Below are 23,588 nucleotides of genomic sequence, written 5' to 3'. Positions count from 1 at the left end.
CGGCCGGAGGCGTGCCGTGCCCCGGCCGCCGCAACCGGAGACGCCCGCGTGGCCCGCCGTATCGACGCGATCGACTGGAACATACTGCGCGAGCTTCAGGGCGATGGCCGCATCACCAATGTCGAACTGTCCCAGCGCGTCGGCATTTCCGCCCCTCCGTGCCTGCGCCGCGTGCGCGCGCTGGAAGAGGAGGGCATCATCAAGGGCTACCGCGCCCTGCTCGACGAGAAGAAGCTCGGCTTCGACCTGATGGCCTTCGCCATGGTGCATCTCGTCAGTCAGGCCGAGGCGGACCTCTCGGCCTTTGCCGCGCAGGTGGAGCGCTGGCCGCTGGTGCGCTCCTGCTGGATGCTCTCTGGCGAGACCGACTTCATCCTGCTCTGCGTCGCCCCGGACCTGCGCACCTTCCAGAATTTCGTGCTGGAGCTGACCGGCGCGCCCAATGTGCGCAACGTGAAGACGGCGCTGACGCTCACGCAGAGCAAGGACGCCGCCGTGGTGCCGATGGAAGGGGACGTGCCTTGATCGTCGCCACCGCGACCGACACTACCTATGTCGAGCTGACCGGCATCCTGCTCGCCTCGCTGGCCGACCGGGCGGCGGGCGATTTCGACGTCGTGCACGTCTATTGCGACGGCGTGTCGGAGGCGGACAAGGCGCGGCTGCGGGCGAGCTACGGGCTGCCGAACATCGACTTCATCGACCTCACCGACGAGATGGCCCGCCATTTCGCCGCGCGGCCGGAGAACCACCATCTCTCGCGCACCGCCTATGCGCGCATCCTCATGCCGCTGAGCCTGCCGGAGGCGACCGGGCGGCTGCTCTATATCGACTGCGACACCGTGGTGAACGCCCCGCTGGCGCCGCTGGCCACCCTGCCGATGGAAGGCTTCGCGCTGGCGGCGGTGGACGATATCGCCCGGCAGGTGCCCGAGCGCCACGCGAAGCGCAACCGCGACATCGGCCTTCCCGACGACATGCGCTACTTCAACAGCGGCGTGCTGCTGATCGACCTTGAGCGCTGGCGGGCGGAGCGCGTCAGCGAGCGCACCATCGCCTTCATCGAGGATCACCCGACCCTGCCGATGATGGACCAGGACGCGCTCAACGGCGCCTTGCAGGGCCACTGGCTGCCGCTCGACGAGAGCTGGAACCTGCACCGCCGGTTGGAGAAGGGCGTCTACACCGACGATCCCGCGATCTGGAAGGCTGCGCGCATCGTCCACTTCATCGGTCAGGTGAAGCCCAACTACACCGACTGCAACCACCCCGCGCGCGACCTCTTCCTCGCCTATCGCGCCCGCACCCCCTTCGCGGCCGATCCGCTGAAGTCGAAGTTCGGGCGCAAGGTGGAGAAGAAGGGGCGCAAGCTGCGGCGGTTCTTCACCAAGCTCAAGCGGCGCATTCTCGGAGCCTAGGGATGGCACACAGCCTCGTCGACGAATATGCGAAGCTGCATGCGCGCCACCGCTACGGCGCCACGGCGCGCCACGCGCTGGCCGACATGCTGCCGCACATCCTGGCGCTGAAGCCCGCCTCGCTGATCGATTTCGGCTGCGGCCAGAGCAATCTGGCCTACCTCATCGCCGCCAAGGCCGGCATACCGGACGTCCACCGCTACGACCCGGCGATCCCCGAGATTTCCACCCTGCCGGGCCGGCGGGTGGAACTGGCGGTGAATGTCGACGTGATGGAGCACATTCCGGACGAGGAGATCGACGCGGTGCTCGCCTCCATCGCCGCGAGCGCGCGTGAGGCGCTGTTCGTCATCGACACCGGCCCGGCCAAGCTGCTGCTGTCGGACGGGCGCAACGCCCATGTGTCGCAGCACGGCGCCGACTGGTGGCTGGCGCGGCTGAAGCCGCATTTCCCGGCCATTCGCGAGATGCCGATCCACCGCCGCGCCCGTGTCGCCTTCAAGACCTGGGACGGCGAGGTGAGGGGCCTTGCCGGCCTGGGCGTGCGCGCCCGCGAGCGGGTGATCTACCGCACGCAGAAGCTCGCCCGCTCGGCGCACCGCAAGCTGTTCGGGACGAAGCCGCGCGGAGCTTCCCGGTGAAGCTGCTCGTCCTGCGCGACAAGAAGCCGGGGCATTTCAATCAGGCCGAAGGCGTCGCGCTGGCGATTGGTCGGCTGGCGGCTACCGAGGTGACGCGGCTCGACGTGCGCCCGACATGGTTTGCCCATGACGACGTGCGCAAATTCATCATGCGCCGCTGGGGCCGCGACGCGCGCTACTGGCTGAAGGCGATGTACGCCATCGACGCCGACAGCCTTGAAAAGCCCGACGTCATCGTCGGCTCCGGCCGCCCGACCGTGGCGGCCGGCATCCTCGTCAGCCGCGCCTTCGGCGGCGTGCCCTTCGTCTATTCCGGCGGCATCGGCGGCTACGACACAAGCGAGGTCAGCCTGATGATCGTCGCCTCGCCGCGCGCGGCGGGCAATCCGCGCTCGGCCTGGGCACCCATCCCTTCCGTCGTCGACCGCGCCGACTACGCCGCCCCGCGCCGGCTCGCCACTCCCGACACGCTGCGCGGGGCGGAAATCGCGCTCCTCATCGGCGGCACCGCCTATCGCAAGGAGTGGCCGCAGAACGAATGGGACGCGCTGATTGCCGTGGTGCGGGACCTCGCGCGCGATCACGGGGTCCGCTGGCGCGCCACCACCTCGCGGCGCACGCCGGACGAGGTGAGCGCGCGCTTCGCCGCTCTCGCGGGCGAGGGCGTGCTGGCGGAATTCGTCGACTACCGCACGGCCGGCCCCGGCTCCGTGCGCGCGCTGTTCGGTGCCGACGCCATCGCGGTGACGGAAGATTCGATGAGCATGCTGGTCGAGGGGCTCACCGCCGGCCGGCCGGTCATCGGCCTGCGCTCGGCTAAGGTGCATGACGGCTATGCCAGCGAGGCGATTTCCGCGTGGGTGGCGAAAAGCTGGGCCGCGCCGTCCTTCGCGCCCAGCCTCGCCATCCTGCCGCTCGGCACGGTGACGGCGGACCAGTTCGCCGCGACCCTTACGCGGCTGGAGCCGCCGACGCTGGACGTGCGCGGCGAGATTGCCGCCCTCGTCGCGCCGGTGATCGGCCGCGCGCCGAAGGGCTAGGACGCCGCCCAGGCGGCCGCGTAGACGGCGTTGATCTTCTGCGCCTCGACCTCGATGGAATGGGTCTCGACGACGTGGCGGCGCGAGGCGGTGGACGCCTCCGCGCGCGCGGCGTCGTCAAGCTGCATGAAGGCCTGCACGGCGCCCGCCATCTCGCCGACGTCGCCCGGCGGCACCATGGTGCCGGTGCGCCCTTCCACCACCAGCTCCTCGAAGGCGCCGACCGTGGTCGCCACCACGGGGACGCCGCAGGCCATCGCCTCCAGCGGGGTGACGCCGAAACCCTCCCAGCGCTGCGGCGCGACATAGAGGTCGAGGGCGCGATACCAGCGCGCAATATCCGAGGTGGGAACCTCGCCGGGGAACAGGATGCGGTCGGCGAGGCCCGCCTTCGCCACCTTCTCGCGCTGCTCGGCAAAGAAGGCGGTGTGGGCGCCGGTCGCCCGCCCCAGCACCACGCCGCCCCAGCCGGGATGGTCGGGCAGGATACGGATCAGCGCGTCGACGAAGACGTCCGTGCCCTTCTGCGCCCGGATGCGGCCGAAGCAACCGACCATCTTCAGCTCCTCCGGCAGGCCGACCTCGCGGCGTGCCTGCGCCTTGTCGGGCGGCGGTGCGAAGGCGTCGACATCGATGCCGTGATGGATCACCGTCGAGGGGCGCTGCATGTAGGAGGCGGTCTTCTCGGAGGTCGCGATCACCGCGTCCATGCGCGAGATGAGGAAGCGGCTCCAGCGCGTGTGCCAGCGCTGCGAGGCGGAGGTGAAGACCAGCGTCAGCTTCATGCGCAGCACGTCGCGCAGCACGAGGCCGCCCAGCATCTCGACATTGCGCCGCGCGTGCCAGATGCGGGTGCGCCGGCGCGCCGGCCGGCTCCAGAAATGGCGCAGATCGAGAAAGCCGATGCGCGGCACGCTGGCGGCGAGCCCCGGCCCGAGCGCGGCGATGCCGACCTCGCGGGCCTGGTAGGGCAGCACGCGCTCCAGCGTCGAGGTGACGCCGGAGAGGCGGCGCTTGAAATTCGGCGCCACGACTTCGAGCCGGGCCGGTTCCATCGCCGCCTTCCGTGTCATGGGGAGCGTCTTCTTCCGCTCAGGCGAAGCGCACCTTGGCGATCTCGTAGGAGCGGGCGCCCTTGGGCGTGACCACTTCCACCGAGGCGCCGCGCTGCTTGCCGATCAGCGCCCGCGCCAGCGGCGAGGAGATCGAGATGCGGCCTTCCTTGGCATCGGCTTCCATGTCGCCGACGATCTGCCACACGCGCTCTTCCTCCGTGTCCTCGTCGATGAGGGTCACGGTGGCGCCGAACTTCACGACATCGCCGGTGAGCTTGGCGACGTCGATGATCTCCGACCGCGAGAGCTTGTCTTCCAGCTCGGCGATGCGGCCCTCGTTCAGGGCCTGCTGCTCCTTGGCGGCGTGGTACTCGGCGTTCTCGGAGAGATCGCCATGCGCCCGCGCCTCGGAAATCGCCTCGATGATGCGCGGGCGCTCGACCTGCTGGCGCCGCTTGAGCTCTTCTTCCAGGGCGGCATGGCCGCCGGCGGTCATCGGAATCTTTTCCATCGGTCTTTTCTTGACCTCCCAAAAGCAAACGAAGCCCCCGCGAGGGTCCAGCCGGGCCGAAGCGGCCTCGATGAACCTCCCGCGCGGGGCTTATTCAGTGTTCGCGGCGGACTGCCTGCGCCGTCAGGCGCCGTCAGTGCCGGCCGGAGCCGAAATAGTCCTGCAGGGCGCGCACTTCCAGATCACCGCCGATATAGGCCTTGATCCCGCGCGCCGCCGCTATGGCTCCCGACAGCGTGGTGTAATACGGCACTTTGTGCAAGAGGGCCGCCCGGCGCAGCGAACGGGAATCGGCCAGCGCCTGCGCCCCCTCGGTGGTGTTGAAGACGAGCTGCACGCCGCCGTTCTTGATCTGGTCGACGATGTGCGGGCGCCCTTCCAGCACCTTGTTGATCTTGGCGCTCTCCACACCGTTCTCGGCGAGGAAGCGCTGGGTGCCGGACGTGGCGATCACCTTGAAGCCGAGCGAAACCAGCAGCCGCGCCGTGTCGAGGATGCGGGCCTTGTCCTCGTCGCGCACCGAGATGAACACCGTGCCGGAGGTCGGCACCTTGGTGCCGCCACCGAGCTGGCTCTTGGCAAAGGCGACCGCGAAGGACGTGTCGAGGCCCATCACCTCGCCGGTGGAGCGCATCTCCGGGCCGAGCACGGTGTCGACGCCGGGGAAGCGGGCGAAGGGGAACACCGCCTCCTTCACAGCGACGTGATCGCCGGCGAAGGGCGTGAGGCCGAAGGAGGCCAGCGCCTCGCCGGCCATGACGCGGGCAGCGATCTTGGCGAAGGGCTGGCCCACCACCTTGGCGACGAAGGGCACGGTACGCGAGGCGCGCGGATTGACCTCCAGCACGAAGATCTTGCCGTCCTTGATGGCGTACTGGACGTTCATCAGACCGCCGACGCCGAGCGCCAGTGCCATCTTGCGGGTCTGCGCCTCCAACTCGGCGATCGTCTCCGGCGACAGCGAGTAGGGCGGCAGCGAGCAGGCCGAATCGCCGGAATGGATGCCCGCTTCCTCGATGTGCTCCATGATGCCGCAGACGAAGGTGTCGCGGCCGTCGGCGAGGCAGTCGACGTCCACCTCGATGGCGTCGGAGAGGTAGCGGTCGAACAGCAGCGGGTTCTTGCCCAGCAGCGTGTTGATCTGCCCGGTCTTGTCGTTGGGATAGCGCGCCTTGATGTCGTTCGGCACCAGGCTGGGCAGGGTGCCCAGCAGGTAGTCGCCGAGCTGGCTTTCCTCGTGGATGATCTGCATCGCCCGCCCGCCCAGCACATAGGAGGGGCGCACGACGAGGGGGTAGCCGAGGTCCGCCGTGACGAGGCGGGCCTGCTCGACCGAATAGGCGATGCCGTTGGCCGGCTGGCGCAGCTTGAGCTTGTCGAGCAGCGTCTTGAAGCGGTCGCGGTCCTCGGCGAGGTCGATGGCCTCGGGCGAGGTGCCCAGGATCGGGATGTCGGCCTCTTCCAGCGCGCGGGCGAGCTTGAGCGGGGTCTGTCCGCCGAACTGCACGATGACGCCGTGCAGCGTGCCGTTGGAGCGCTCGCGGTCGAGGATCTCGATGACGTCCTCGGCGGTCAGCGGCTCGAAATAGAGCCGGTCCGAGGTGTCGTAGTCGGTCGAGACCGTCTCCGGGTTGCAGTTGACCATGATGGTCTCGTACCCGGCATCCTTCAGCGCGAAGGCCGCATGGCAGCAGCAATAGTCGAATTCGATGCCCTGGCCGATGCGGTTCGGCCCGCCGCCGAGGATGGCGACCTTCTTGGCGTTCGAGGGGCGCGACTCATCGGCGAGCACGCCGGCGAAGGGCATCTCGTAGGAGGAGTACATGTAGGCGGTCGGCGCGGCGAACTCGGCGGCGCAGGTGTCGATGCGCTTGTAGACCGGGCGCACGTCGAGCGCGCGGCGCTGGGCGCTGACCTCGGCCTCATGCAGCCGAGCGAGGCCCGCGAGGCGCGAATCGGAGAAGCCCATGGCCTTGAGCCTGCGGAACGCGCCGGCGGTCTTCGGCAGGCCGTGCGCGCGCACCTTGGCCTCGGTCTCGACGATCTCGCGGATCTGTTCGAGGAACCACGGGTCGATCTTGCAGCCGGCGTGGATCGCCTCGTCGTCGAGGCCGAGGCGCATGGCCTGCGCCACCTTTAGCAGGCGGTCCGGCGTCGGCGTGCCGATGGCGGCGCGGATGGCGTTCTTGTCGTCGCCGAGGCCCAGACCCTCGATCTCGATCTCGTCGAGCCCGGTGAGCCCGGTCTCCAGCGAGCGCAGCGCCTTCTGCAGCGATTCCTGGAAGGTGCGGCCGATGGCCATCGCCTCGCCGACCGACTTCATCGAGGTGGTCAGCACCGGGTCGGCGCCGGGGAACTTCTCGAAGGCGAAGCGCGGGATCTTGGTGACGACGTAGTCGATGGTCGGCTCGAAGGAGGCCGGCGTCGCCCCGCCGGTGATGTCGTTGGCGATCTCGTCCAGCGTGTAGCCGACCGCGAGGCGCGCGGCGACCTTGGCAATGGGGAAGCCCGTCGCCTTGGAGGCCAGCGCCGAGGAGCGCGAGACGCGCGGGTTCATCTCGATGACGATCATCCGGCCCGTTTCCGGGTCGATGGCGAACTGCACATTGGAGCCGCCAGTCTCGACGCCAATCTCGCGCAGCACGGCGAGGGAGGCGTCGCGCATGCGCTGATATTCCTTGTCGGTCAGCGTCAGCGCGGGGGCGACGGTGATGGAATCGCCGGTGTGAACGCCCATCGGGTCGATGTTCTCGATGGAGCAGACGATGATGCAGTTGTCCGCCTTGTCGCGGACGACCTCCATCTCATACTCTTTCCAGCCCAGCACGCTCTCTTCCACCAGCACCTCGTTGGTGGGGGAGGCGTCGATGCCGCGCTCGATGATCTCGATATATTCGGACTTGTTGTAGGCGATGCCGCCGCCCTGGCCGCCCATGGTGAAGGACGGGCGGATGATGGCCGGCAGGCCGATCTCCTCCAACGCCTCCAGCGCCTGCGGCAGGTTCTTGATCTGGCGCGAGCGCGGCGTGTCGAGGCCGATCTTGGTCATCGCGTCGCGGAACAGCTCGCGGTCCTCGGCCTTGTCGATAGCTTCGGCGGTGGCGCCGATCATCTCGACGTCATATTCGTCGAGCACGCCCATCTTGCGCAGCGAGAGCGCGCAGTTCAGCGCCGTCTGGCCGCCCATGGTGGGCAGCAGCGCGAAGCCGCCGGGAACGGCGTGGCGCTCCTTGGCGATGATCTTGGCGACGATCTCAGGGGTGATCGGCTCGATATAGGTGGCGTCGGCCAGATCCGGGTCCGTCATGATCGTCGCCGGATTGGAATTGACGAGGACGACCCGGTAGCCCTCGGCCTTCAACGTCTTGCACGCCTGCGTGCCGGAGTAATCGAACTCGCAGGCCTGGCCGATGACGATGGGGCCGGCGCCGATGATCAGGATGGTGGAAATATCTGTGCGTTTCGGCATCGGATCCCGTGCGGCTCGCGCATTTGTCCGGGCGCACGAAAAAGGACGCGCTGTGCAACGCGTCCTTGGGCGGACCCGGATTGAACTTTCTGGGCGAGGGCAGCCCCCGCAATTGGGGGCTTCCCATAAACCAGATTCCTTCGGGGGGGAAGGGCGCGCGGCGCGAACGCCGCCGCATCACGCGTCGCCCGCTACGCCTTCCAAAGCCGGACCAGCGCGCCGCTCCTTCCGCCCACCGGATCGGCCGACGGCAGCGGCACCCGCGCGATGGTCGCGAGCCGCCTGTCGGTGAGCGCCTCGTCGGGCTTCTCGATCTCGTAATCCTGTCCCGGGGGATAGGCGCCGACGACGAGGAAATCGTCGCTCGCCTCAAGGCACATGTGCCCGGTGCCGGCCGGCAGTACCAGCACGTCGCCGGCATGGAGCGCGACTTCCGCACCATCCTCCCCGCCGAGCCGCACGCGGGCATGGCCGCGCGCGATGGCGAGCGCCTCATGGGCGGTGGAGTGGAAGTGATGGAAGTCGAAGATGCCGTCGCGCCATCGGCAGTCCCAGCCATTGGCGCCGATATGGGCTTCCATCGCCCCTGCGTCAGCGGGCAGCGCGCCCTTGTAGATCAGCACCGGCAGGGACGGGTTGTTGGGCACCCCGTGCGAGGGCGGGAACAGGCGGGTCTGCGGTTCGGGCATCGGCTCCTCCTTTAGGCTCCCTGCGAAAAGGGCAAAGCCGCCGCGCGGGTTCCCGCCGTCGCCGGGCGAGGCGCCGCCCTCACGCCGCCAGCGCCTTCGCTGTGGCAAGGTCAGCCACCAACGCGGCATAGGCCTCGCGCCGGGCGGCCTCGTCTGGCAGGCGCAGCAGATAGGAGGGGTGGAAGGTGACATATCCGTCATGCGCGCCCAGCCGGTGCGGGCCGCGCTCGCGAGTCACCGCCAGCGCCTTCCCAGTGAGCGCGAGCGCCGCCGTGCCGCCCAGCGCGACGACGAGGCGCGGGCGCACGAAATCCAGCTCCTTCTCCAGCCACCAGCGATAATGCTTCACCTCGCCGGCGGTGGGCTTCTGGTGCAGCCGGCGCTTGCCACGCTGGACGAACTTGAAGTGCTTCACCGCATTGGTGAGATAGACCGCCTCGCGCGTCAGCCCGGCCTCTCCCAGCGCCTTCATCAGCAGCTGGCCGGCCGGGCCGACGAAGGGGCGGCCGGCCTCGTCCTCCTGGTCGCCCGGCTGCTCGCCGACCAGCGCGAGGCGCGGGTTGAGCGGGCCCTCGCCCAGCACGGCGCAGGTGCCGCCGGCGACGAAGGGCGGGGTGGAAGCAATCACCGCGTTCAGTTCTTCAAGATTTGCGGGTGCCTGACGCGCCATGGCCGCCACCGCCCTTTCCGGGTCGCGCTTGCGCGGCGCGGCGGCCTCGCGCGCCAGCATCTCCGCCACGCGGGCCGGGGCGGTTTCCAGCAGCGCGGGGATGATGCGCGCCTCCGGCAGATTGGGCCAGTATTTCCTGGGCATCTCGTTCCGCATCATCGCCGGGTTGGCGCGGGCGGGGTTGAAGGCGCTGGCGTAATAGGCGAGCCAGCCTTCCTCGAACCCGTCGCCCTCCGGCAAAGGCGGCCGGCTCGCCGGCGGGCCGAAGGCGAGGGCGTCGCCGTTCCAGCCGACGGTGCCGAGCGGGGTCAGTATCGCCCAGTCCATGGCAGGAAAGCGGGTGCGGAAGAACGGCGCGGCGGCCTCCAGGATGAAATGCTCGGGTTCGAACCAGGCGAGGTAGCGCTCCCGGCCGTTCTCCGAGCCCCGCACCTTGAAGCGAACGAAGGCGTGCATCTTGTGGATGTCGCGGCGCACCGCCTTCGCCATGTGCCCGAGGCGATGCACCAGCGGGTCGGCGGGGTTGTCGGCGAGCTGCCTTTCGCCGTGAAGCACCCTAGAGATCAGCGTGTAAAGAAGAGCGAAGCGCGTGGGGTCGCGGTGGCAAAGCACGAGGTCGACGAGGTTCGCGACCGCGCGCGGCAGGGAGAGGGGCGGGGCATCGGCGGGCGCGGCTGCCGGCGCGGCGGTGCCGAACAGGTCCACGCTGCCCGCTTCGGCGGTAGACTCCGCCGCTGCCGCCATCCGCCACACCACGCGGTCCGGCGAAACGCCCTGCGCCACCAGCGCGCGGACGGCGGCGCGGAACCCCGCGTGGTCGGCGCCGTAGCGCAGCATGATCGCGCGGCTGGCGTCCGCCGCGCGCGAAGGGGAGGGCGCGCTCACGCGAACAGCTCCAGCTGCCGCGCCGGCGGGGCGAGCCGCTCGCGCAGGTCGGCGCGGTCGGTGAGTTTGAGCGGGTGATGGTCGGCGGTGATGAGGAAGGCGCGTGCCCGCCGCACCCCGGTGCTGAGGCGGGCGACGTCGTCCAGCCTCAGCCGTGTCTGGCGCCGGGCGCGCAGGATGCGGTCCACCGCCCGCGCGCCGAGGCCCGGCACGCGGAGCAGCGCCTCGCGGTCGGCGGCGTTGACGTCGACCGGAAACTGTTCGCGGTGCTTCAGCGCCCAGGCGAGCTTGGGGTCGATGTCGAGGTCGAGCATGCCGTCCGCTCCGCCGGCGGCGATCTCGTCGACCGTGAAACCGTAAAAGCGCAGCAGCCAGTCGGCCTGGTAGAGCCGGTTCTCGCGCCGCAGCGGCGCCGGCTTCACGGGAAGAACGCGGCTCGCCTCGGGAATCGGGCTGAAGGCCGAGTAGTAGACGCGCTTGAGGCCATAGCCGCCATAAAGGCCGGCGCTCGTCTCCAGCACCGACGCATCGGTGGTGGCGTCAGCGCCGACGATCATCTGCGTGCTCTGGCCGGCGGGGGCGAAGCGGCGCTTTTCCCCGCGCGCCTCGGCGATGCGCTCGCGCATCTGGCCCATCGTCGCCTTGATGCGAGGGGCGTCCTTCTCCGGCGCCAGCGCCTTCAAGCTGATGTCGGAGGCGAGCTCCACATTCACCGACAGCCGGTCTGCCCACAGCCCCGCCTGCTCCACCAGCCAGGGGCTGGCCTCGGGAATGGCCTTGAGGTGGATATAGCCGGCGAAGCCGTGATCCTGCCGCAGCCGGCGGGCCACCAGCATCATCTGCTCCATCGTGTAGTCCGGCGAGCGGATGATGCCGGAGGAGAGGAACAGGCCCTCGATGTAGTTGCGCTTGTAGAAGCCGAGGGTGATGGCGACCACTTCCTCGACCGAGAAGCGCGCCCGGCGGACATTGGACGAGCGCCGGTTGATGCAATAGGCGCAATCGAACAGGCAGTAATTGGTCAGAAGGATTTTCAGCAGCGACACGCAGCGCCCGTCCGGCGTGTAGGAATGGCAGATGCCCATTCCCGTGGTCGAGCCGATGCCGTCCTTCTCCGCCCTGCGCCCGCGCGCGCCGGACGAGGCGCAGGAGGCGTCGTATTTGGCGGCGTCGGCGAGGATGCCGAGCTTGGTCCTGAGGGTGTCGTCCACGCGGAAATCCTCCCGCGTTCACTTTATGTTCTCTTCTTCGCCGGTCAACCCTGCGGCGATACCGCCGCCCCGGCGCGCGACCGGGGCGGGAAACGGCGGGAAAGCAAGGCGGTGCTCAGGCCGCCTTCTTGGTGTTCGCGATCAGCTCGACGAAACGGTCGAACAGATAGTGGCTGTCCTGCGGGCCGGGGCTGGCTTCGGGGTGGTACTGCACCGAGAAGACCGGCCTGTTGGTAAGCTGTATGCCCGCGTTCGAGCCGTCGAACAGCGAGACATGGGTCTCCTGCGCGGTGGCCGGCAGGCTGTCGCGGTCGACCGCGAAGCCGTGGTTCATCGAGGTGATCTCGACCTTGCCGGTGGTCATGTCCTTGACCGGGTGGTTCGCGCCGTGATGGCCCTGGTGCATCTTCACCGTACGCCCGCCGACCGCGAGGCCGATCATCTGGTGGCCGAGGCAGATGCCGAAGGTCGGCACGCCCTGCGCGATGATCTCGCGGATCACCGGCACCGCATATTCGCCGGTCGCGGCCGGGTCGCCGGGGCCGTTGGAGAGGAACACGCCGTCGGGCTGCAGCGCGAGGATCTCCTCGGCGGAGGTCGTGGCGGGCACCACGGTGACCTTGCAGCCGGCGCGCGCGAGCAGGCGCAGGATGTTGCGCTTCACGCCGTAGTCGACCGCGACGACGTGATGGGCCGGCGCCTTCTGCGTGCCGTAGCCCTCGGGCCAGCTCCAGGTGGTCTCGTCCCAGGTGAAGCGCTGGGCGGAGGTGACCATCGGCACGAGGTCCATGCCGACGAGGCCGGGCCAGCCCGCTGCTTCCGCCTTCAGCGCCGGAAGGTCGAACTTCCCGTCCGGGGCGTGGGCGATCACCGCGTTCGGCATGCCGCCGTCGCGGATCAGCGCGGTCAGCGCGCGGGTGTCGATGCCGGAGATGGCGATGATGCCGCGCGCCTTCAGCCAGGAGTCGAAATGGCGGGTGGCGCGGTAGTTCGAGGGATCGGTGATGGCGGAGTGCAGCACCACGCCGCGCACGCCGGAGGCGCCGGCCATCGAGATCGTCTCGATGTCTTCCTCATTGGTGCCGACATTGCCGATATGGGGGAAGGTGAAGGTGATGATCTGCCCGGCATAGGAAGGATCGGTCAGGACTTCCTGATAGCCGGTCATCGCCGTGTTGAAGCACACTTCGCCGACCGCGTGGCCCGTCGCGCCGAGGCCGAAGCCCTCCAGCACGGTGCCGTCGGCCAGCACGAGGAGGGCGGTCGGGAGCGGCTCGGCCCACACGTCGCCGCCGGAGTGCTGATCAGCGCTACCGTTCATTGAACTTGTTCCCTGTCGTTGTGTGCCCTAATTAGTCGGTTGCCGCGCCGGATGCCAGCCTTCACGCTGCGTATCTGGTTCTCGAAATGCGGATGGCTGCGCCGGAAGGTCGGCCGGGCCCGCGGCAGCCCTCCGGACGCCCGGGGCGGGGGCAGGGGGCGGACATTCAATCGGCTCGCGAGCAGCGGTGCGGCCGGGACAGCAGGTTCCGGCGCGCAGCCTCGCCAATGGCAGGAAGGCCTAGGAACGTGTTGCGCGACCAGATCAACAATTCGCTGAAAGACGCCATGAAGGCGCAGGACAAGGTCCGGCTCGGCACGCTGCGCCTCGTCAACGCCGCCATCAAGGACCGCGACATCGACGCGCGCGGCCACGGCAAGGACCCGCTCTCCGACGACGAGCTGCTCGGCCTGCTGGCCAAGATGATCAAGCAGCGCGAGGAATCGGCCAAGGTCTACGAGGAGAACGGCCGCGCCGAGCTCGCCACGCAGGAGCGCGACGAGATCGCGGTCATCCAGAGCTTCCTGCCCAAGCAGCTCACCGAGGCCGAATCGCAGGCCGCCATCGCCGGCGTGATCGCCGAGATCGACGCGCACGGGCTCAAGGACATGGGCCGCACCATGGCGGCGCTGAAGGAGCGCTACACGGGCGTGATGGATTTCGCCAAGGCCAGCGGCACGGTGAAGACCCTGCTGACGGCGGGCTGACCTGTCCCGGCCGGAGCCGCCGGCCGGGCCGAATTTTCCCGCCGGAGCAACCGGCCGGGCCGAACCTTCCGAGCCTTCGTTCCAGCCGCGCGCCCGTCATGTCGTCCGCTTCCTCCCCCGATCCGCAGGCCCGCGCGGCCGATGGCGGCACGCCCGCCGGTGCCGCGCAGGCGTCGGCTACCGCGACCTTCACGTGTGCCGGATGCTGGCGCGGGGCGAAGGCGATCCTCGCCGTGCTGCCGCCGGTCTTCGTGTTCGGCGTCGCCTTCGGCATCGCCGCGCGCGGCCATGGGCTGGAGGGCTGGCTGGCGGCGCTGATGAGCGCCATCGTCTATGCCGGCGCCTCGCAGTTCGCCGTGCTCGACCTGTGGAAGACGCCGATACCGTGGCTGCCGCTGCTGGTGGCCACCTTCGCCATCAACGCCCGACATATCCTGCTCGGCGCCTCGCTGCGCGGGTTGTGCCGCGGCCTGCCGGCCTGGAAGGTCTACGGCGCGATGACGCTGCTGAGCGACCTCAACTGGGCGGCGTTGATCGCGGCCGAGCGGCGCGGCGAGCGCGACCTCGGCTATCTCCTCGGCGGCGGCCTGATGATGTGGTTCACCTGGGTCGGGTCGACCATCATCGGGGCCGTGGCCGGCGGGCTGACCCTCGACGACGTGAAGAACTACGCGCTCGACCTCGTGCTGGTGACCTTCTTTGCCACCACGCTGGTGGGGCTGCGGCGCGGGCGGATCGACGATCTGCCGTGGCTGGTCGCCGGCCTCGCCGCGATGGCGGCGGTGTGGTTCCTGCCGCCGAACTGGCACGTGCTGGTGGGTGGGCTCGCGGGCGGGCTCGCCGGGCTGGTGCGCGACGAGATGAAGCGGGCATGATGAGGCGGGCATGAGCACCACCGACGCGCTGCTCGTCGTCTTCGCCATGGCCCTCGTCACCTACGGCACGCGGGCCGGCGGCATCTTCGCGGTCGGCTTCGTGCCGATGTCGGCGCGGGTGGAGGCGTTCCTGCGCTATCTCGCCGGCTCGGTGCTGGTGGCGCTGGTGGTGCCGGCGACGGTGCGCGGCGGCACCGAGGCCTATGTCGCGGTCGGCGTCGCCATTCTCGGCACGCTGGTCCTGCGCAAGGCGCTGCCCGCCATCGCGCTCGGCATCCTCGCCGCCGCGCTGTGGCGCGCCTATATGGGCGCGACCTGACGCGGCGGCACTAAAGAGACGGCTATTCGGGCAGGCGCTGTTCGTACTCCTCGCGGTAGCGGACGACGAGCGGCCAGAAGGAGGGGCGCTCGCCCTCGCCCAGCTCGCTTTCCAGCAGGGCAAGGTGCGAGTGCCAGCCGCCGGCGACGCCGAGCAGGGTGCTGCGGCGGGCAAGGCGGGTATGGGTGACGGTGAGCAGCACCCGCTCGCCGCGCGGGGAGAGCTCGAAGGTGACTTCCGATTCGGAGGGCGAACCGGCCTCCCAGGTGAAGCGCAGCAGCCGGTTCGGCTCGCAGGCGAGCACCACGCCCGGATTGCGGATTTCGCCGGCATGGCAGGCGAAGCGCTCCGGCGGCGGCACGTTGCCGCCCAGCTCGGCATTGCGGAAGACGAGATCGACCGCGCCGCCGGTCCTCAGCTCCATCGGTCCGTCGGCGAGCCAGAGGCGGCGCTTTTCCGGTTCGGTGAGATAGGCCCAGACCCGCTCGACCGGGCCGGGCAGAAGGCGCTCGAAGCGCAGCGTGTCGGCGGCCTCGCGGGTGGCGTAGCCGTTGGCGGGGTGGGAAGTGGTATTATGGGTGTTGGCGTTCACGTGTCGTCTCCCTTGGTTTTGACGGGAAGCACGGGATCGGGATCGGGTTGGCGCAGCAGCGCGTCGAGGGCGTCGAGCCGCTCGGTCCAGAAGCGCTGGTAGAAGCTGAGCCATTGATGGGCCTCGGCGAGGCGGTCGGGCTGGAGCCGGCACAGATGCTGCCGGCCCTTTATCTGGCGGATCACCAGCCCGGCGGCTTCCAGCGACTTGATGTGCTTGGAGGCGCCGGCCAGCGACATGGCGAAGGGCTCGGCAAGCTCGCTCACCGTGCGCTCGCCGCTGGCGAGATGGTTCAGCATGGCCCGCCGCGTCGGATCGGCGAGGGCGTGGAAGACGTGATCGAGCCGGCTCGCGGCGACGTGGGCTACATGTTCAACCATGTGGTTTAATATTCATCGGCCCCGGCGAATGTCAACCATTTGGTTGAGCATCTCGCGATTTTTCCGCCGGTGGATTGCGGGGATTGCGGGATCGCCGTCCGTGCGCCACATCGGCGGCGGCGCGTCATCAAACGGCCTGCCTCTTGCCTGCTAGAAGGGGCATCCGACCGGAGAACCGATTCCGACATGCGCTTCCCGCCCTCGTTCCTCGACGAGATACGCGCCCGCCTCCCGGTCTCGGAGGTGGTGGGAAAACGCGTGCAGCTGAAGAAGCAGGGGCGCGAGTGGCGCGGGCTGTCGCCCTTCAACCCCGAGAAGACGCCTTCCTTCTACGTCAACGACCAGAAGGGCTTCTATCACTGCTTCTCCTCCGGCAAGCACGGCGACCAGTTCGACTTCCTGATGGATGTCGAGGGGCTGCCCTTCCCGGAGGCGGTGGAGCGCCTCGCCTCGCTGGCGGGCCTGCCCATGCCGGTGCAGTCGCGCGAGGAGGAACAGCGCGAGAGCCGACGCAAGACGCTGCACGAGGTGATGGAGCTCGCCGCCAAATATTTCGAGGCGGTGCTGCAGAACCGCGCCGGCGCCAAGGGGCGCGGCTATCTCGCCGATCGCGGGCTGGGCCCGGCGACGCAGGCGCGCTTCCGCCTCGGCTACGCCCTGCCCGAGCGCTTCGCGCTGAAGGAGGCGCTCGGCTCCAAGGGCGTGCCGGTCGAGGACATGATCGAGGCCGGGCTGCTGGTGCATGGCGAAGACATCGCCATTCCCTATGACCGCTTCCGCGACCGCGTGATGTTCCCCATCACCGACCTGCGCGGGCGGGTGGTCGCCTTTGGCGGGCGCGCGCTGGAGAAGGAGGTCTCGGCCAAGTACCTCAACTCGCCGGAGACCTCGCTCTTCCACAAGGGCTCGCTGCTCTACAACGGCTTCAACGCCCGCGCCGCCGCCCATAACGGCGCCACCGTCATCGCGGCGGAGGGCTATGTCGACGTCATCGCGCTGGTCGAGGCGGGCTTTGCCGGTGCGGTCGCCCCGCTCGGCACGGCGCTGACCGAGGAGCAGCTCGCACTGCTGTGGAAAATGGCGCCTGAGCCGGTGCTGCTGTTCGACGGCGACAAGGCCGGCCGGCGCGCCGCCTGGCGGGCGATGGATCTCGCTCTGCCCCACCTCAAGCCGGGCGTGAGTCTCTCCTTCGGCCTGCTGCCCGAGGGGCAGGACCCGGACGACCTCGTGCGTGCCGGCGGGCGCGAGGCGGTCGACGCGGTGCTCCAGCAGGCCCGCCCGCTCGCCGATGTGCTGTGGTCGCGCGAGATCGAGAGCGCCAGCGTCGACACGCCCGAGCGCCGCGCCGCGCTGGAGGCGCGCATCGGCGAGATCGTGCGCGTCATCGCCGACGAGACGGTGCGCAAGCATTACCGCGCCGAGCTGATGGACCGCTTCCGCCGCCTGTTCGCCCCCGCCATCGTGAATGGCGAGGGCGGCCGGCGCGGTGAATGGCAGGGTGGGCAGGGCTACGGCACCAAGGGGTTCGGCACCAAGGGGTTCGGCGCGCAGGGGCGCGGCGGCGGTTTTGCGGCGCGCGGCGGGCGCCGGCAGGCGCCGGGTCGGCCGGGCGCCGGGGTGCCGGCCGGCGAGGCGATGCGGCATTCGGCGCTGGTGCGCGGGGCGGCGAGCGAGATCCCGCGCAACGAGGCGCTGCTGCTCTTCGCGCTGATCAACCACCCCTGGCTCATCGACCGCTGCGCCGAGGAACTGGCCGGCCTGTCGTTCCAGAACCGGGAGGCGGCGGAACTGCGCCGCGCGCTCATCGACGCCCATATGGAAGGCGAGACCGAGGACGCCACGCATCTCGCCGCCCGGCTGGAGGCGCAGGGCTTCGCCCCGCTTGCCGCGCGCCTCGCCCGCGCCGCCATCGCCCGGCACGACTGGCCCGCCTTCGCCGATGCCGCGCCGGCCGATGTCGAGCTGTGGTGGCACCAGCGGATGGTCTTGCACCGGCGCGGCCACGCCCTATCTAGTGAGCTTAAGGAAGCCGAGAAACGCCTCGCCGAGGAGCCCACCGAGATGAACTGGGCACGCTTTCTCGATGTACAAAGTCAGCTCGCGGCACTTGACGGAACTGAAGCTTTGGTAGAGGGGTTCGGCGCTGCGTCGGGTCGCCCGGCGCGGTCGATGTAGAGGTCCCTGGGTCGCCCGCCCGCGCATGTCCATCATGTGTGGGGCGTGTGGCCCCGTTTGCGTCTCTCCACCGCCGTGGCGGGATGCGGGGTTGAACGATCGAAGGACGGCGCCGCAAGGACGCCGTCGCACGCCGGGGCGGTCGGTCGCCCGGCGCTTGAGGAGCACACGCATGGCGAAGCAGGCAGCGGAAGCGACGGAAGCCCCCGAGAAGGATGGCGACACCCCGGATAGCCCGTTGCTCGACCTTTCGGACGCCGCCGTCCGGAAGATGATCAAGCTCGCCAAGAAGCGCGGCTATGTGACCTATGACGAGCTGAACGAGGTTCTGCCCTCCGACCAGAACACCTCGGACCAGATCGAGGACATCTACGCGATGCTCAACGAGATGGGCATCAACGTCGTCGAGGCCGAGGAGGCGGAAGCCGAGGCCGAAGGCGAGGAAAGTGCCGGCGCCGAGGCGGCCGAGGATGAGGAAGAGGCCGGCGGCGAGATCGCCGAGGCCTCTCCGCGCGCTGTCGTGCGTTCGGAGACCAAGTCCGAGCCGGGCGAGCGCACCGACGATCCGGTGCGCATGTATCTGCGCGAGATGGGCTCGGTCGAGCTGCTCTCCCGCGAGGGCGAAATCGCCATCGCCAAGCGCATTGAGGCCGGCCGCGAGGCGATGATCGCCGGCCTGTGCGAGAGCCCGCTGACCTTCCAGGCCATCATCATCTGGCGCGACGAGCTGGTGGAGGGCAAGGTCCTCCTGCGCGACATCATCGACCTCGAGGCGACCTATGCCGGTCCCGAGGCGAAGAACGGCCCCATCGTCGAGGGCGGCTCGCTGGCGCCCGACGGCGAGGAGGAGCGCGAGCCCACCATCGGCGAGACCATCGCCGACGACGAGGACGACATGGAGAACTCCCTGTCGCTCGCCGCCATGGAGGCCGAGATCAAGCCGAAGGTCCTGGAGACCTTCGACCGCATCGCCGACGCCTACAAGAAGCTGCGCCGCCTGCAGGACCAGAACGTCGAGTCCAAGCTCAAGAACGAGAGCCTGTCGCCCTCGCAGGACCGCAAGTACAAGAGCCTGAAGGACACGCTGATCGGCGACGTGAAGTCGCTGTCGCTCAATCAGGCGCGCATCGACAACCTCGTCGAGCAGCTCTACGACATCAACAAGCGCCTCGTGTCGCTTGAGGGCCGGCTGATGCGCCTGGGCGAGAGCTTCGGCGTCGCCCGCGAGGACTTTCTCAAGCAGTATCAGGGCTCGGAGCTCGATCCGAAGTGGATCGCGCGCGTCAAGAACCTGACCTCGCGCGGCTGGAAGGGCTTCGTCGGGCAGGAGCTCGACGCCATCAAGGACCTGCGTTCCGAGATCCACGCGCTGGCCACCGAGACCGGGCTGGAGATCCAGGAATTCCGCAAGATCGTCCAGATGGTGCAGAAGGGCGAGCGCGAGGCCCGGCAGGCGAAGAAGGAAATGGTGGAGGCGAATTTGCGCCTCGTCATCTCCATCGCCAAGAAGTACACAAACCGCGGCCTGCAGTTCCTGGACCTGATCCAGGAAGGCAACATCGGCCTGATGAAGGCGGTCGACAAGTTCGAGTACCGCCGGGGCTACAAGTTCTCGACTTACGCTACATGGTGGATCCGTCAGGCGATCACCCGTTCGATCGCCGATCAGGCCCGCACCATCCGCATCCCGGTGCACATGATCGAGACGATCAACAAGATCGTGCGCACCTCGCGCCAGATGCTGCACGAGATCGGCCGCGAGCCGACCCCGGAGGAACTGGCCGAGAAGCTCGGCATGCCGCTGGAGAAGGTGCGCAAGGTCCTCAAGATCGCCAAGGAGCCGATCTCGCTGGAGACGCCCATCGGCGACGAGGAAGACAGCCATCTCGGCGACTTCATCGAGGACAAGAACGCGATCCTGCCGATCGACGCGGCGATCCAGAGCAATCTGCGCGAGACGACGACCCGCGTGCTGGCCTCGCTCACCCCGCGTGAAGAGCGCGTGCTGCGCATGCGCTTCGGCATCGGCATGAACACTGACCACACGCTGGAAGAGGTCGGCCAGCAGTTCTCGGTGACGCGCGAGCGCATCCGCCAGATCGAGGCCAAGGCGCTGCGCAAGCTCAAGCACCCCAGCCGCAGCCGCAAGTTGCGGAGCTTCCTGGACAACTGACGGCGGGCTCCTCTGCGCAAGCCATTTCGAACGGCGCCGGCCTCAGGGTCGGCGCCGTTTTTCGTTGTGCCGCAACGGGTGGCGGCGTTAGGCTGTCGCGATGCAGCCTTGACGAGCGGGTATTTCTGTATTCAACTAAAGGTTGAATGCAGGGGGCTGCCATGAATCCGTTCGTCGTGCTCGCCGGTACGCTTTTTCCTGAAATCCTCAAGCTCGTGCTCGGCCCGAAATCGGCCGGCATCACCGATGCCGTCGCGAAGGCGGTTCAGCAGATCACGGGTGCCTCGACGCCCGAGCAGGCGCAGGCGCAGATCATCGCCAATCCCGTAGTCGCCAACGATCTGAAGCTGGAGCTTGCCCGCATCGCCGCGCAGGGCGAGGAGGACCGCCGGCAGGCCGAGCTGGAGGAGCTGCGCCTCACCATCGAGCGCGAGAGCCGCGCCGCCGCCGAGGCGATGGCGCATCGCGAGCGCGACGACAAGGACCGCGGCGACGCCCGCAACATGTTCCTGACGCTCGCCAGCGCCCGCAACCCGCTCGCCTGGGCGCCGGTGGTCATCTCCCTCGTCATCGTCGCCGGCTTCTTCTGGATCCTGTGGGTGCTGATCCAGCCGGTACCTGCCGGCGTGACGTCGCCCTTCGCGCATGACGGGCCGCTGCTGCAGATCATCAACATCGTCATCGGCGGCCTTGTCGCCGCCTTCGCCACGGTGGTGAGCTATCATCTGGGCTCGTCCGCCTCCTCGCGGGCGAAGGACACGGCCTCCTTCCAGCTTCAGGAGCGCCTCGCCGACCAGACGCAGGAGGCCATTCGCACGCAACGGACCGAGGGCGGGGAATCCCGGCAGGGCGGGCCGGCGCGCAAGCCGCCGACGCCGGAGCCGCCCAAGGCGGCGAAGTTCCAGCGCTGCGCCGATATTGTGCTGGCGGCGGAGGGTGGCTTCGTCAACCACCCCAAGGACCCGGGCGGGGCGACCAATTTCGGTATCACCCTCGCGACGCTGCGCGACTGGCGCGACACCGATGTGAGCGTCGAGGACGTGCGCAACCTGACCGTCGAGGAGGCGCGCGAGATCTACCGGGTGCGCTACTGGAATCCGCTCAATTGCGACGCCCTGCCGCCGGGCGTCGATCTCGTGGTCTATGATTTCGGCGTGAACGCCGGCACGGGGCGTTCGGCCCGCACGCTGCAGACCGTCGTCGGCGCCAAGGTTGACGGCGCCGTCGGCCCGGTCACGCTGGCGGCGGTCGCCACGCGCGATCCCGCCGAGCTGATCCGCCGCTTCTCGGAGCGCCGGCTCGACTTCTACCGCTCGCTTCCCACCTGGGACACCTTCGGCAAGGGCTGGAGCAACCGCACCAGTTCCGTCGAGAAGGAGGCAATCCGCATGGCCGGCGATCTCAGCCGGGCGGCGTGACGCCGCCCGCCGCTCAGCCGAGGCTCGGGCTCACTCGCCGGGCAGCGGGTGGTTCGTCCGGCGGGTCGCCTTGGTGCTGACGTCGACATAGGCGAGCACCAGCGCGAAGCCGCCGAAGGCGGCGAGGGTGGCGGCGACGAAGATCACGGTTTCGGTCGGCATGGCGTTCCTCCTCAAATGGTGAGGGGAGGCTAGTGCCGGCGCGGCCCTCTGCCCTTGCGGTATGTCAAGGCGGGGGGCCGCAGAGGCTGGCGCGCCGTCAGGGCGTCGAGACCGCCTGGTCGATCAGCAGCGCGAAGCCGACCAGCAGCAGGAAGCCGAGGAAGAGTAGGCCGAACAGCACCAGCGAGATGCGCCGGGCGAGCGCCGAGACGCGGGTGAGGCCGATGGCCCCGGTGATCATCGAGGCGATGAGGAAGATGACGGCGTATTTCAGCATGACCCGCTCCTGTTGCCCCGCTTCAACCGCCGGGAGGCGCGGAAGTTTCCGGTAATCGCGTCGGGGCCGTCATCGAGCACCGGTATTCGCGTCAGGCGCCGTCGGAGCGCCCGTCCTGCTCGGCCGGGAAGTCCGGATCGCCGGCGGACCCGCCGTCCTTGTCACCGTCCTTGCCGCTTTCCGGCGCGCCGCTACCGGCTTCCGGGCGCGTCTTGCCCACGGGCAACGGCGGCGCCGGGCGCGGCTGCGGCTTGACCGGCGGGGCGGGCCGGCGCCAGCGGCGGAAGCGCGACACCGGGCCGAGTTCGGGCTCCGGGCGCGGCACGGTGCCGGTCGCCGCCGAGGCCATCGGTTCGCTCGACGTCTCGACGCTGCGCCCCTTCTCGTGCCGGCACAGGCGCCACACCACGAAGACCAGCAGCACCGCGAAGGCGCCGGCGGTGAAGAAGAACAGCGCCCCAGGCCCGTATTGCTGCATGGCGAGCGAGGCGAGCGAGGGGCCGACCACCGAGCCGATGCCGTAGAGCAGCAGCAGGCCGGCCGCCGTCTCCACCGCGTCGGAAGGCGGCGTGCGGTCATAGGCATGGGCGGCGGCCAGCGAATAGGCCGGCAGCGACAGGGCGCCGTAGAACAGGCCGAGCACGCTCAGCCCGACTAGATCGAACTGCAGCGCCCCGAGCGCGAGCCCCGACAGCAGGCCGCCGACCGACAGCGCGGCAAGGATGCGCCGCCGGTCCATGCGGTCCGACAGGAAGCCGATCGGCCACTGCGCCAGTGCGCCGGCGACCACCACGGCGCTCATGAAGGTGGCGGCGCCGTCGGCGGTCAGCCCGCGCCCGATGCCGAAGATCGGCCCAAGCGACCACAGCGAGCCGTTGGTGAGCCCGATCACAAAACAGCCGACCATCGCCACCGGCGCGGCGCGGAACAGCCGCACGGGCCGGATGCGCGCGGTCTCGATGGGCGCGGGCTGGCCGGCCGAGGTGATCGCCACCGGTAAAGTGGCGAGCGAGAACAGGATGGCGGCGAGCGAGAACAGCTCGAAGCCGCGCACCGGGTAGAGCGTGATCATCATCTGGCCGGCGGTCAGCGCGGCATAGTCGACCATGACATAGGCGCTCATGACGAAGCCGCGCGTCTGGTTGGTCGCGCGGTCGTTCAGCCAGCTCTCGATGACGAGGTAGAGCCCGGCGAAGCAGAAGCCGGTGATGGCGCGCAGAACGAACCAGACGATGGGGTCGATGAACACCGGATGGGCGATCATCGTCGCCACCACGCCGGAGGTCAGCGCGGCGAAGGCGCGTATGTGGCCCGAGCGGCGCACCAGGTGCGGCACGGCGAGGCAGCCCGCCACGAAGCCGAGATAATAGGACGAGCCGAGCAGGCCCAGATTGATGGCGCTGAAGCCCTCGAAGGCGCCGCGCAGCGGCAGCAGCGTGTTCTGCAGGCCGCTTCCCGTCACCAGGAAGAACACGCCGAGAAGCAGCGCGGCGACGGGTCCGAGGGTCTTGGACATCGATGCACCCGGCAGGTCGGCGAGGAAGGGATTTTTGCGCCGCGGAATCGAGCTTCCGCCGAGAGTCGGTTAACCTTGAACGGC

The 23,588-nt window shown here is 69.2% G+C and carries 22 protein-coding genes; 10 read left to right on the top strand and 12 right to left on the bottom strand.

What is annotated here, in order from left to right; translation table 11 throughout:
* The first annotated feature begins 48 nt into the window (after positions 1-48).
* The 4 genes from MWN33_RS14590 to MWN33_RS14575 are packed head-to-tail and all read left to right on the top strand — an operon-like array spanning position 49 to position 3,099.
* A complete protein-coding gene (locus MWN33_RS14590; RefSeq protein ID WP_247201768.1) occupies positions 49-525 on the top strand; it encodes an Lrp/AsnC family transcriptional regulator in 477 nt (158 codons plus the stop codon).
* Positions 522-1,418 (top strand): glycosyltransferase family 8 protein, encoded by an 897-nt coding sequence (locus MWN33_RS14585; protein ID WP_247201767.1) that lies wholly within the window; start codon positions 522-524, stop codon positions 1,416-1,418. The genes MWN33_RS14590 and MWN33_RS14585 overlap by 4 nt, the downstream gene beginning before the upstream one ends.
* A 2-nt stretch (positions 1,419-1,420) precedes the next feature.
* Complete coding sequence (locus MWN33_RS14580) at positions 1,421-2,059, top strand: class I SAM-dependent methyltransferase (RefSeq protein ID WP_247201766.1); 639 nt, start codon at positions 1,421-1,423, stop codon at positions 2,057-2,059.
* Entirely contained in the window at positions 2,056-3,099 is a 1,044-nt protein-coding gene (locus tag MWN33_RS14575; RefSeq protein WP_247201765.1) for an ELM1/GtrOC1 family putative glycosyltransferase, read from the top strand. Before MWN33_RS14580 ends, MWN33_RS14575 begins: the two co-directional genes overlap by 4 nt.
* On the opposite strand, the gene MWN33_RS14570 is transcribed toward MWN33_RS14575, so the two are convergent.
* The 7 genes from MWN33_RS14570 to carA all read right to left on the bottom strand — a co-directional run bounded on the left by MWN33_RS14570 (position 3,096) and on the right by carA (position 12,910).
* A complete protein-coding gene (locus tag MWN33_RS14570; protein ID WP_247201764.1) occupies positions 3,096-4,172 on the bottom strand; it encodes a glycosyltransferase family 4 protein in 1,077 nt (358 codons plus the stop codon). The two genes, MWN33_RS14575 and MWN33_RS14570, sit on opposite strands and share 4 nt — an antisense overlap.
* 19 nt (positions 4,173-4,191) lie before the next feature.
* Positions 4,192-4,665 (bottom strand): transcription elongation factor GreA, encoded by a 474-nt coding sequence (gene greA, locus MWN33_RS14565; RefSeq protein ID WP_247201763.1) that lies wholly within the window; start codon positions 4,663-4,665, stop codon positions 4,192-4,194.
* Between the two features lie 133 nt (positions 4,666-4,798).
* A complete protein-coding gene (carB, locus tag MWN33_RS14560; RefSeq protein WP_247201762.1) occupies positions 4,799-8,134 on the bottom strand; it encodes a carbamoyl-phosphate synthase large subunit in 3,336 nt (1,111 codons plus the stop codon).
* A 191-nt stretch (positions 8,135-8,325) separates the two neighbouring features.
* The gene (locus MWN33_RS14555) at positions 8,326-8,823 is read right to left on the bottom strand and encodes a cupin domain-containing protein (RefSeq protein ID WP_247201761.1); all 498 of its coding nucleotides are present in this window, start codon (positions 8,821-8,823) and stop codon (positions 8,326-8,328) included.
* A gap of 79 nt (positions 8,824-8,902) precedes the next feature.
* Complete coding sequence (locus tag MWN33_RS14550) at positions 8,903-10,330, bottom strand: UdgX family uracil-DNA binding protein (RefSeq protein ID WP_247201884.1); 1,428 nt, start codon at positions 10,328-10,330, stop codon at positions 8,903-8,905.
* Between the two features lie 44 nt (positions 10,331-10,374).
* Complete coding sequence (locus MWN33_RS14545; protein WP_247201760.1) at positions 10,375-11,589, bottom strand: putative DNA modification/repair radical SAM protein; 1,215 nt, start codon at positions 11,587-11,589, stop codon at positions 10,375-10,377.
* 115 nt (positions 11,590-11,704) lie between these two features.
* Complete coding sequence (gene carA / locus MWN33_RS14540; RefSeq protein WP_247201759.1) at positions 11,705-12,910, bottom strand: glutamine-hydrolyzing carbamoyl-phosphate synthase small subunit; 1,206 nt, start codon at positions 12,908-12,910, stop codon at positions 11,705-11,707.
* A gap of 248 nt (positions 12,911-13,158) precedes the next feature.
* Between carA and MWN33_RS14535 the strand changes: the two genes are divergently transcribed.
* The 3 genes from MWN33_RS14535 (at position 13,159) to MWN33_RS14525 (ending at position 14,811) form a co-directional block, all read left to right on the top strand.
* Positions 13,159-13,617, top strand: coding sequence for a GatB/YqeY domain-containing protein (locus MWN33_RS14535; protein WP_247201758.1), 459 nt, complete (start codon positions 13,159-13,161; stop codon positions 13,615-13,617).
* A gap of 98 nt (positions 13,618-13,715) precedes the next feature.
* The gene (locus MWN33_RS14530; protein ID WP_247201757.1) at positions 13,716-14,492 is read left to right on the top strand and encodes an AzlC family ABC transporter permease; all 777 of its coding nucleotides are present in this window, start codon (positions 13,716-13,718) and stop codon (positions 14,490-14,492) included.
* Between the two features lie 10 nt (positions 14,493-14,502).
* Positions 14,503-14,811: an AzlD family protein gene (locus MWN33_RS14525; RefSeq protein ID WP_247201756.1), complete on the top strand. Its 309-nt coding sequence runs from the start codon at positions 14,503-14,505 to the stop codon at positions 14,809-14,811.
* A gap of 22 nt (positions 14,812-14,833) precedes the next feature.
* Here MWN33_RS14525 and MWN33_RS14520 read toward each other — a convergent pair whose 3' ends face one another.
* On the bottom strand, positions 14,834-15,403 hold the full coding sequence (locus MWN33_RS14520) for an SRPBCC family protein (protein ID WP_247201755.1): 570 nt from the start codon (positions 15,401-15,403) through the stop codon (positions 14,834-14,836).
* Positions 15,400-15,783, bottom strand: a complete 384-nt coding sequence (locus MWN33_RS14515; protein ID WP_247201754.1) for an ArsR/SmtB family transcription factor — start codon at positions 15,781-15,783, stop codon at positions 15,400-15,402. The genes MWN33_RS14520 and MWN33_RS14515 overlap by 4 nt, the downstream gene beginning before the upstream one ends.
* Positions 15,784-15,969: 186 nt before the next feature.
* On the opposite strand from MWN33_RS14515, the gene dnaG reads away from it, so the two are divergent.
* The 3 genes from dnaG to MWN33_RS14500 all read left to right on the top strand — a co-directional run bounded on the left by dnaG (position 15,970) and on the right by MWN33_RS14500 (position 21,549).
* A complete protein-coding gene (gene dnaG / locus MWN33_RS14510; RefSeq protein WP_247201753.1) occupies positions 15,970-17,958 on the top strand; it encodes a DNA primase in 1,989 nt (662 codons plus the stop codon).
* A gap of 172 nt (positions 17,959-18,130) precedes the next feature.
* Positions 18,131-20,131, top strand: a complete 2,001-nt coding sequence (gene rpoD / locus MWN33_RS14505; RefSeq protein ID WP_247201752.1) for an RNA polymerase sigma factor RpoD — start codon at positions 18,131-18,133, stop codon at positions 20,129-20,131.
* Positions 20,132-20,292: 161 nt separating this feature from the next.
* Positions 20,293-21,549 (top strand): glycoside hydrolase family 108 protein, encoded by a 1,257-nt coding sequence (locus MWN33_RS14500; protein WP_247201751.1) that lies wholly within the window; start codon positions 20,293-20,295, stop codon positions 21,547-21,549.
* A 30-nt stretch (positions 21,550-21,579) separates the two neighbouring features.
* Here MWN33_RS14500 and MWN33_RS19085 read toward each other — a convergent pair whose 3' ends face one another.
* The 3 genes from MWN33_RS19085 to MWN33_RS14490 form a co-directional block, all read right to left on the bottom strand.
* The gene (locus MWN33_RS19085; RefSeq protein WP_281493786.1) at positions 21,580-21,711 is read right to left on the bottom strand and encodes a hypothetical protein; all 132 of its coding nucleotides are present in this window, start codon (positions 21,709-21,711) and stop codon (positions 21,580-21,582) included.
* A gap of 97 nt (positions 21,712-21,808) precedes the next feature.
* The gene (locus MWN33_RS14495; RefSeq protein WP_247201750.1) at positions 21,809-21,988 is read right to left on the bottom strand and encodes a DUF1328 domain-containing protein; all 180 of its coding nucleotides are present in this window, start codon (positions 21,986-21,988) and stop codon (positions 21,809-21,811) included.
* A gap of 91 nt (positions 21,989-22,079) precedes the next feature.
* Positions 22,080-23,504, bottom strand: coding sequence for an MFS transporter (locus MWN33_RS14490; RefSeq protein ID WP_247201749.1), 1,425 nt, complete (start codon positions 23,502-23,504; stop codon positions 22,080-22,082).
* Positions 23,505-23,588 lie beyond the last annotated feature (84 nt).

The sequence above is a fragment of the Ancylobacter koreensis genome, assembly GCF_023016525.1.
GTDB classification, from domain to species: domain Bacteria; phylum Pseudomonadota; class Alphaproteobacteria; order Rhizobiales; family Xanthobacteraceae; genus Ancylobacter; species Ancylobacter koreensis.
This window is presented reverse-complemented; position numbering and strand designations above follow the sequence as displayed.

What these genes read in the sequence shown, in the direction of transcription:
- MWN33_RS14580 (WP_247201766.1), top strand. Translation starts at nt 1,421, where the DNA reads ATGGCACACAGCCTCGTCGACGAATATGCGAAGCTGCATGCGCGCCAC.
- MWN33_RS14570 (WP_247201764.1), bottom strand. Translation starts at nt 4,172, where the DNA reads ATGACACGGAAGGCGGCGATGGAACCGGCCCGGCTCGAAGTCGTGGCG.
- greA (WP_247201763.1), bottom strand. Translation starts at nt 4,665, where the DNA reads ATGGAAAAGATTCCGATGACCGCCGGCGGCCATGCCGCCCTGGAAGAA.
- carB (WP_247201762.1), bottom strand. Translation starts at nt 8,134, where the DNA reads ATGCCGAAACGCACAGATATTTCCACCATCCTGATCATCGGCGCCGGC.
- MWN33_RS14555 (WP_247201761.1), bottom strand. Translation starts at nt 8,823, where the DNA reads ATGCCCGAACCGCAGACCCGCCTGTTCCCGCCCTCGCACGGGGTGCCC.
- MWN33_RS14550 (WP_247201884.1), bottom strand. Translation starts at nt 10,330, where the DNA reads ATGCTGCGCTACGGCGCCGACCACGCGGGGTTCCGCGCCGCCGTCCGC.
- carA (WP_247201759.1), bottom strand. Translation starts at nt 12,910, where the DNA reads ATGAACGGTAGCGCTGATCAGCACTCCGGCGGCGACGTGTGGGCCGAG.
- MWN33_RS14530 (WP_247201757.1), top strand. Translation starts at nt 13,716, where the DNA reads ATGTCGTCCGCTTCCTCCCCCGATCCGCAGGCCCGCGCGGCCGATGGC.
- MWN33_RS14525 (WP_247201756.1), top strand. Translation starts at nt 14,503, where the DNA reads ATGAGCACCACCGACGCGCTGCTCGTCGTCTTCGCCATGGCCCTCGTC.
- MWN33_RS14515 (WP_247201754.1), bottom strand. Translation starts at nt 15,783, where the DNA reads ATGGTTGAACATGTAGCCCACGTCGCCGCGAGCCGGCTCGATCACGTC.
- dnaG (WP_247201753.1), top strand. Translation starts at nt 15,970, where the DNA reads ATGCGCTTCCCGCCCTCGTTCCTCGACGAGATACGCGCCCGCCTCCCG.
- rpoD (WP_247201752.1), top strand. Translation starts at nt 18,131, where the DNA reads ATGGCGAAGCAGGCAGCGGAAGCGACGGAAGCCCCCGAGAAGGATGGC.
- MWN33_RS14500 (WP_247201751.1), top strand. Translation starts at nt 20,293, where the DNA reads ATGAATCCGTTCGTCGTGCTCGCCGGTACGCTTTTTCCTGAAATCCTC.
- MWN33_RS19085 (WP_281493786.1), bottom strand. Translation starts at nt 21,711, where the DNA reads ATGCCGACCGAAACCGTGATCTTCGTCGCCGCCACCCTCGCCGCCTTC.
- MWN33_RS14495 (WP_247201750.1), bottom strand. Translation starts at nt 21,988, where the DNA reads ATGCTGAAATACGCCGTCATCTTCCTCATCGCCTCGATGATCACCGGG.
- MWN33_RS14490 (WP_247201749.1), bottom strand. Translation starts at nt 23,504, where the DNA reads ATGTCCAAGACCCTCGGACCCGTCGCCGCGCTGCTTCTCGGCGTGTTC.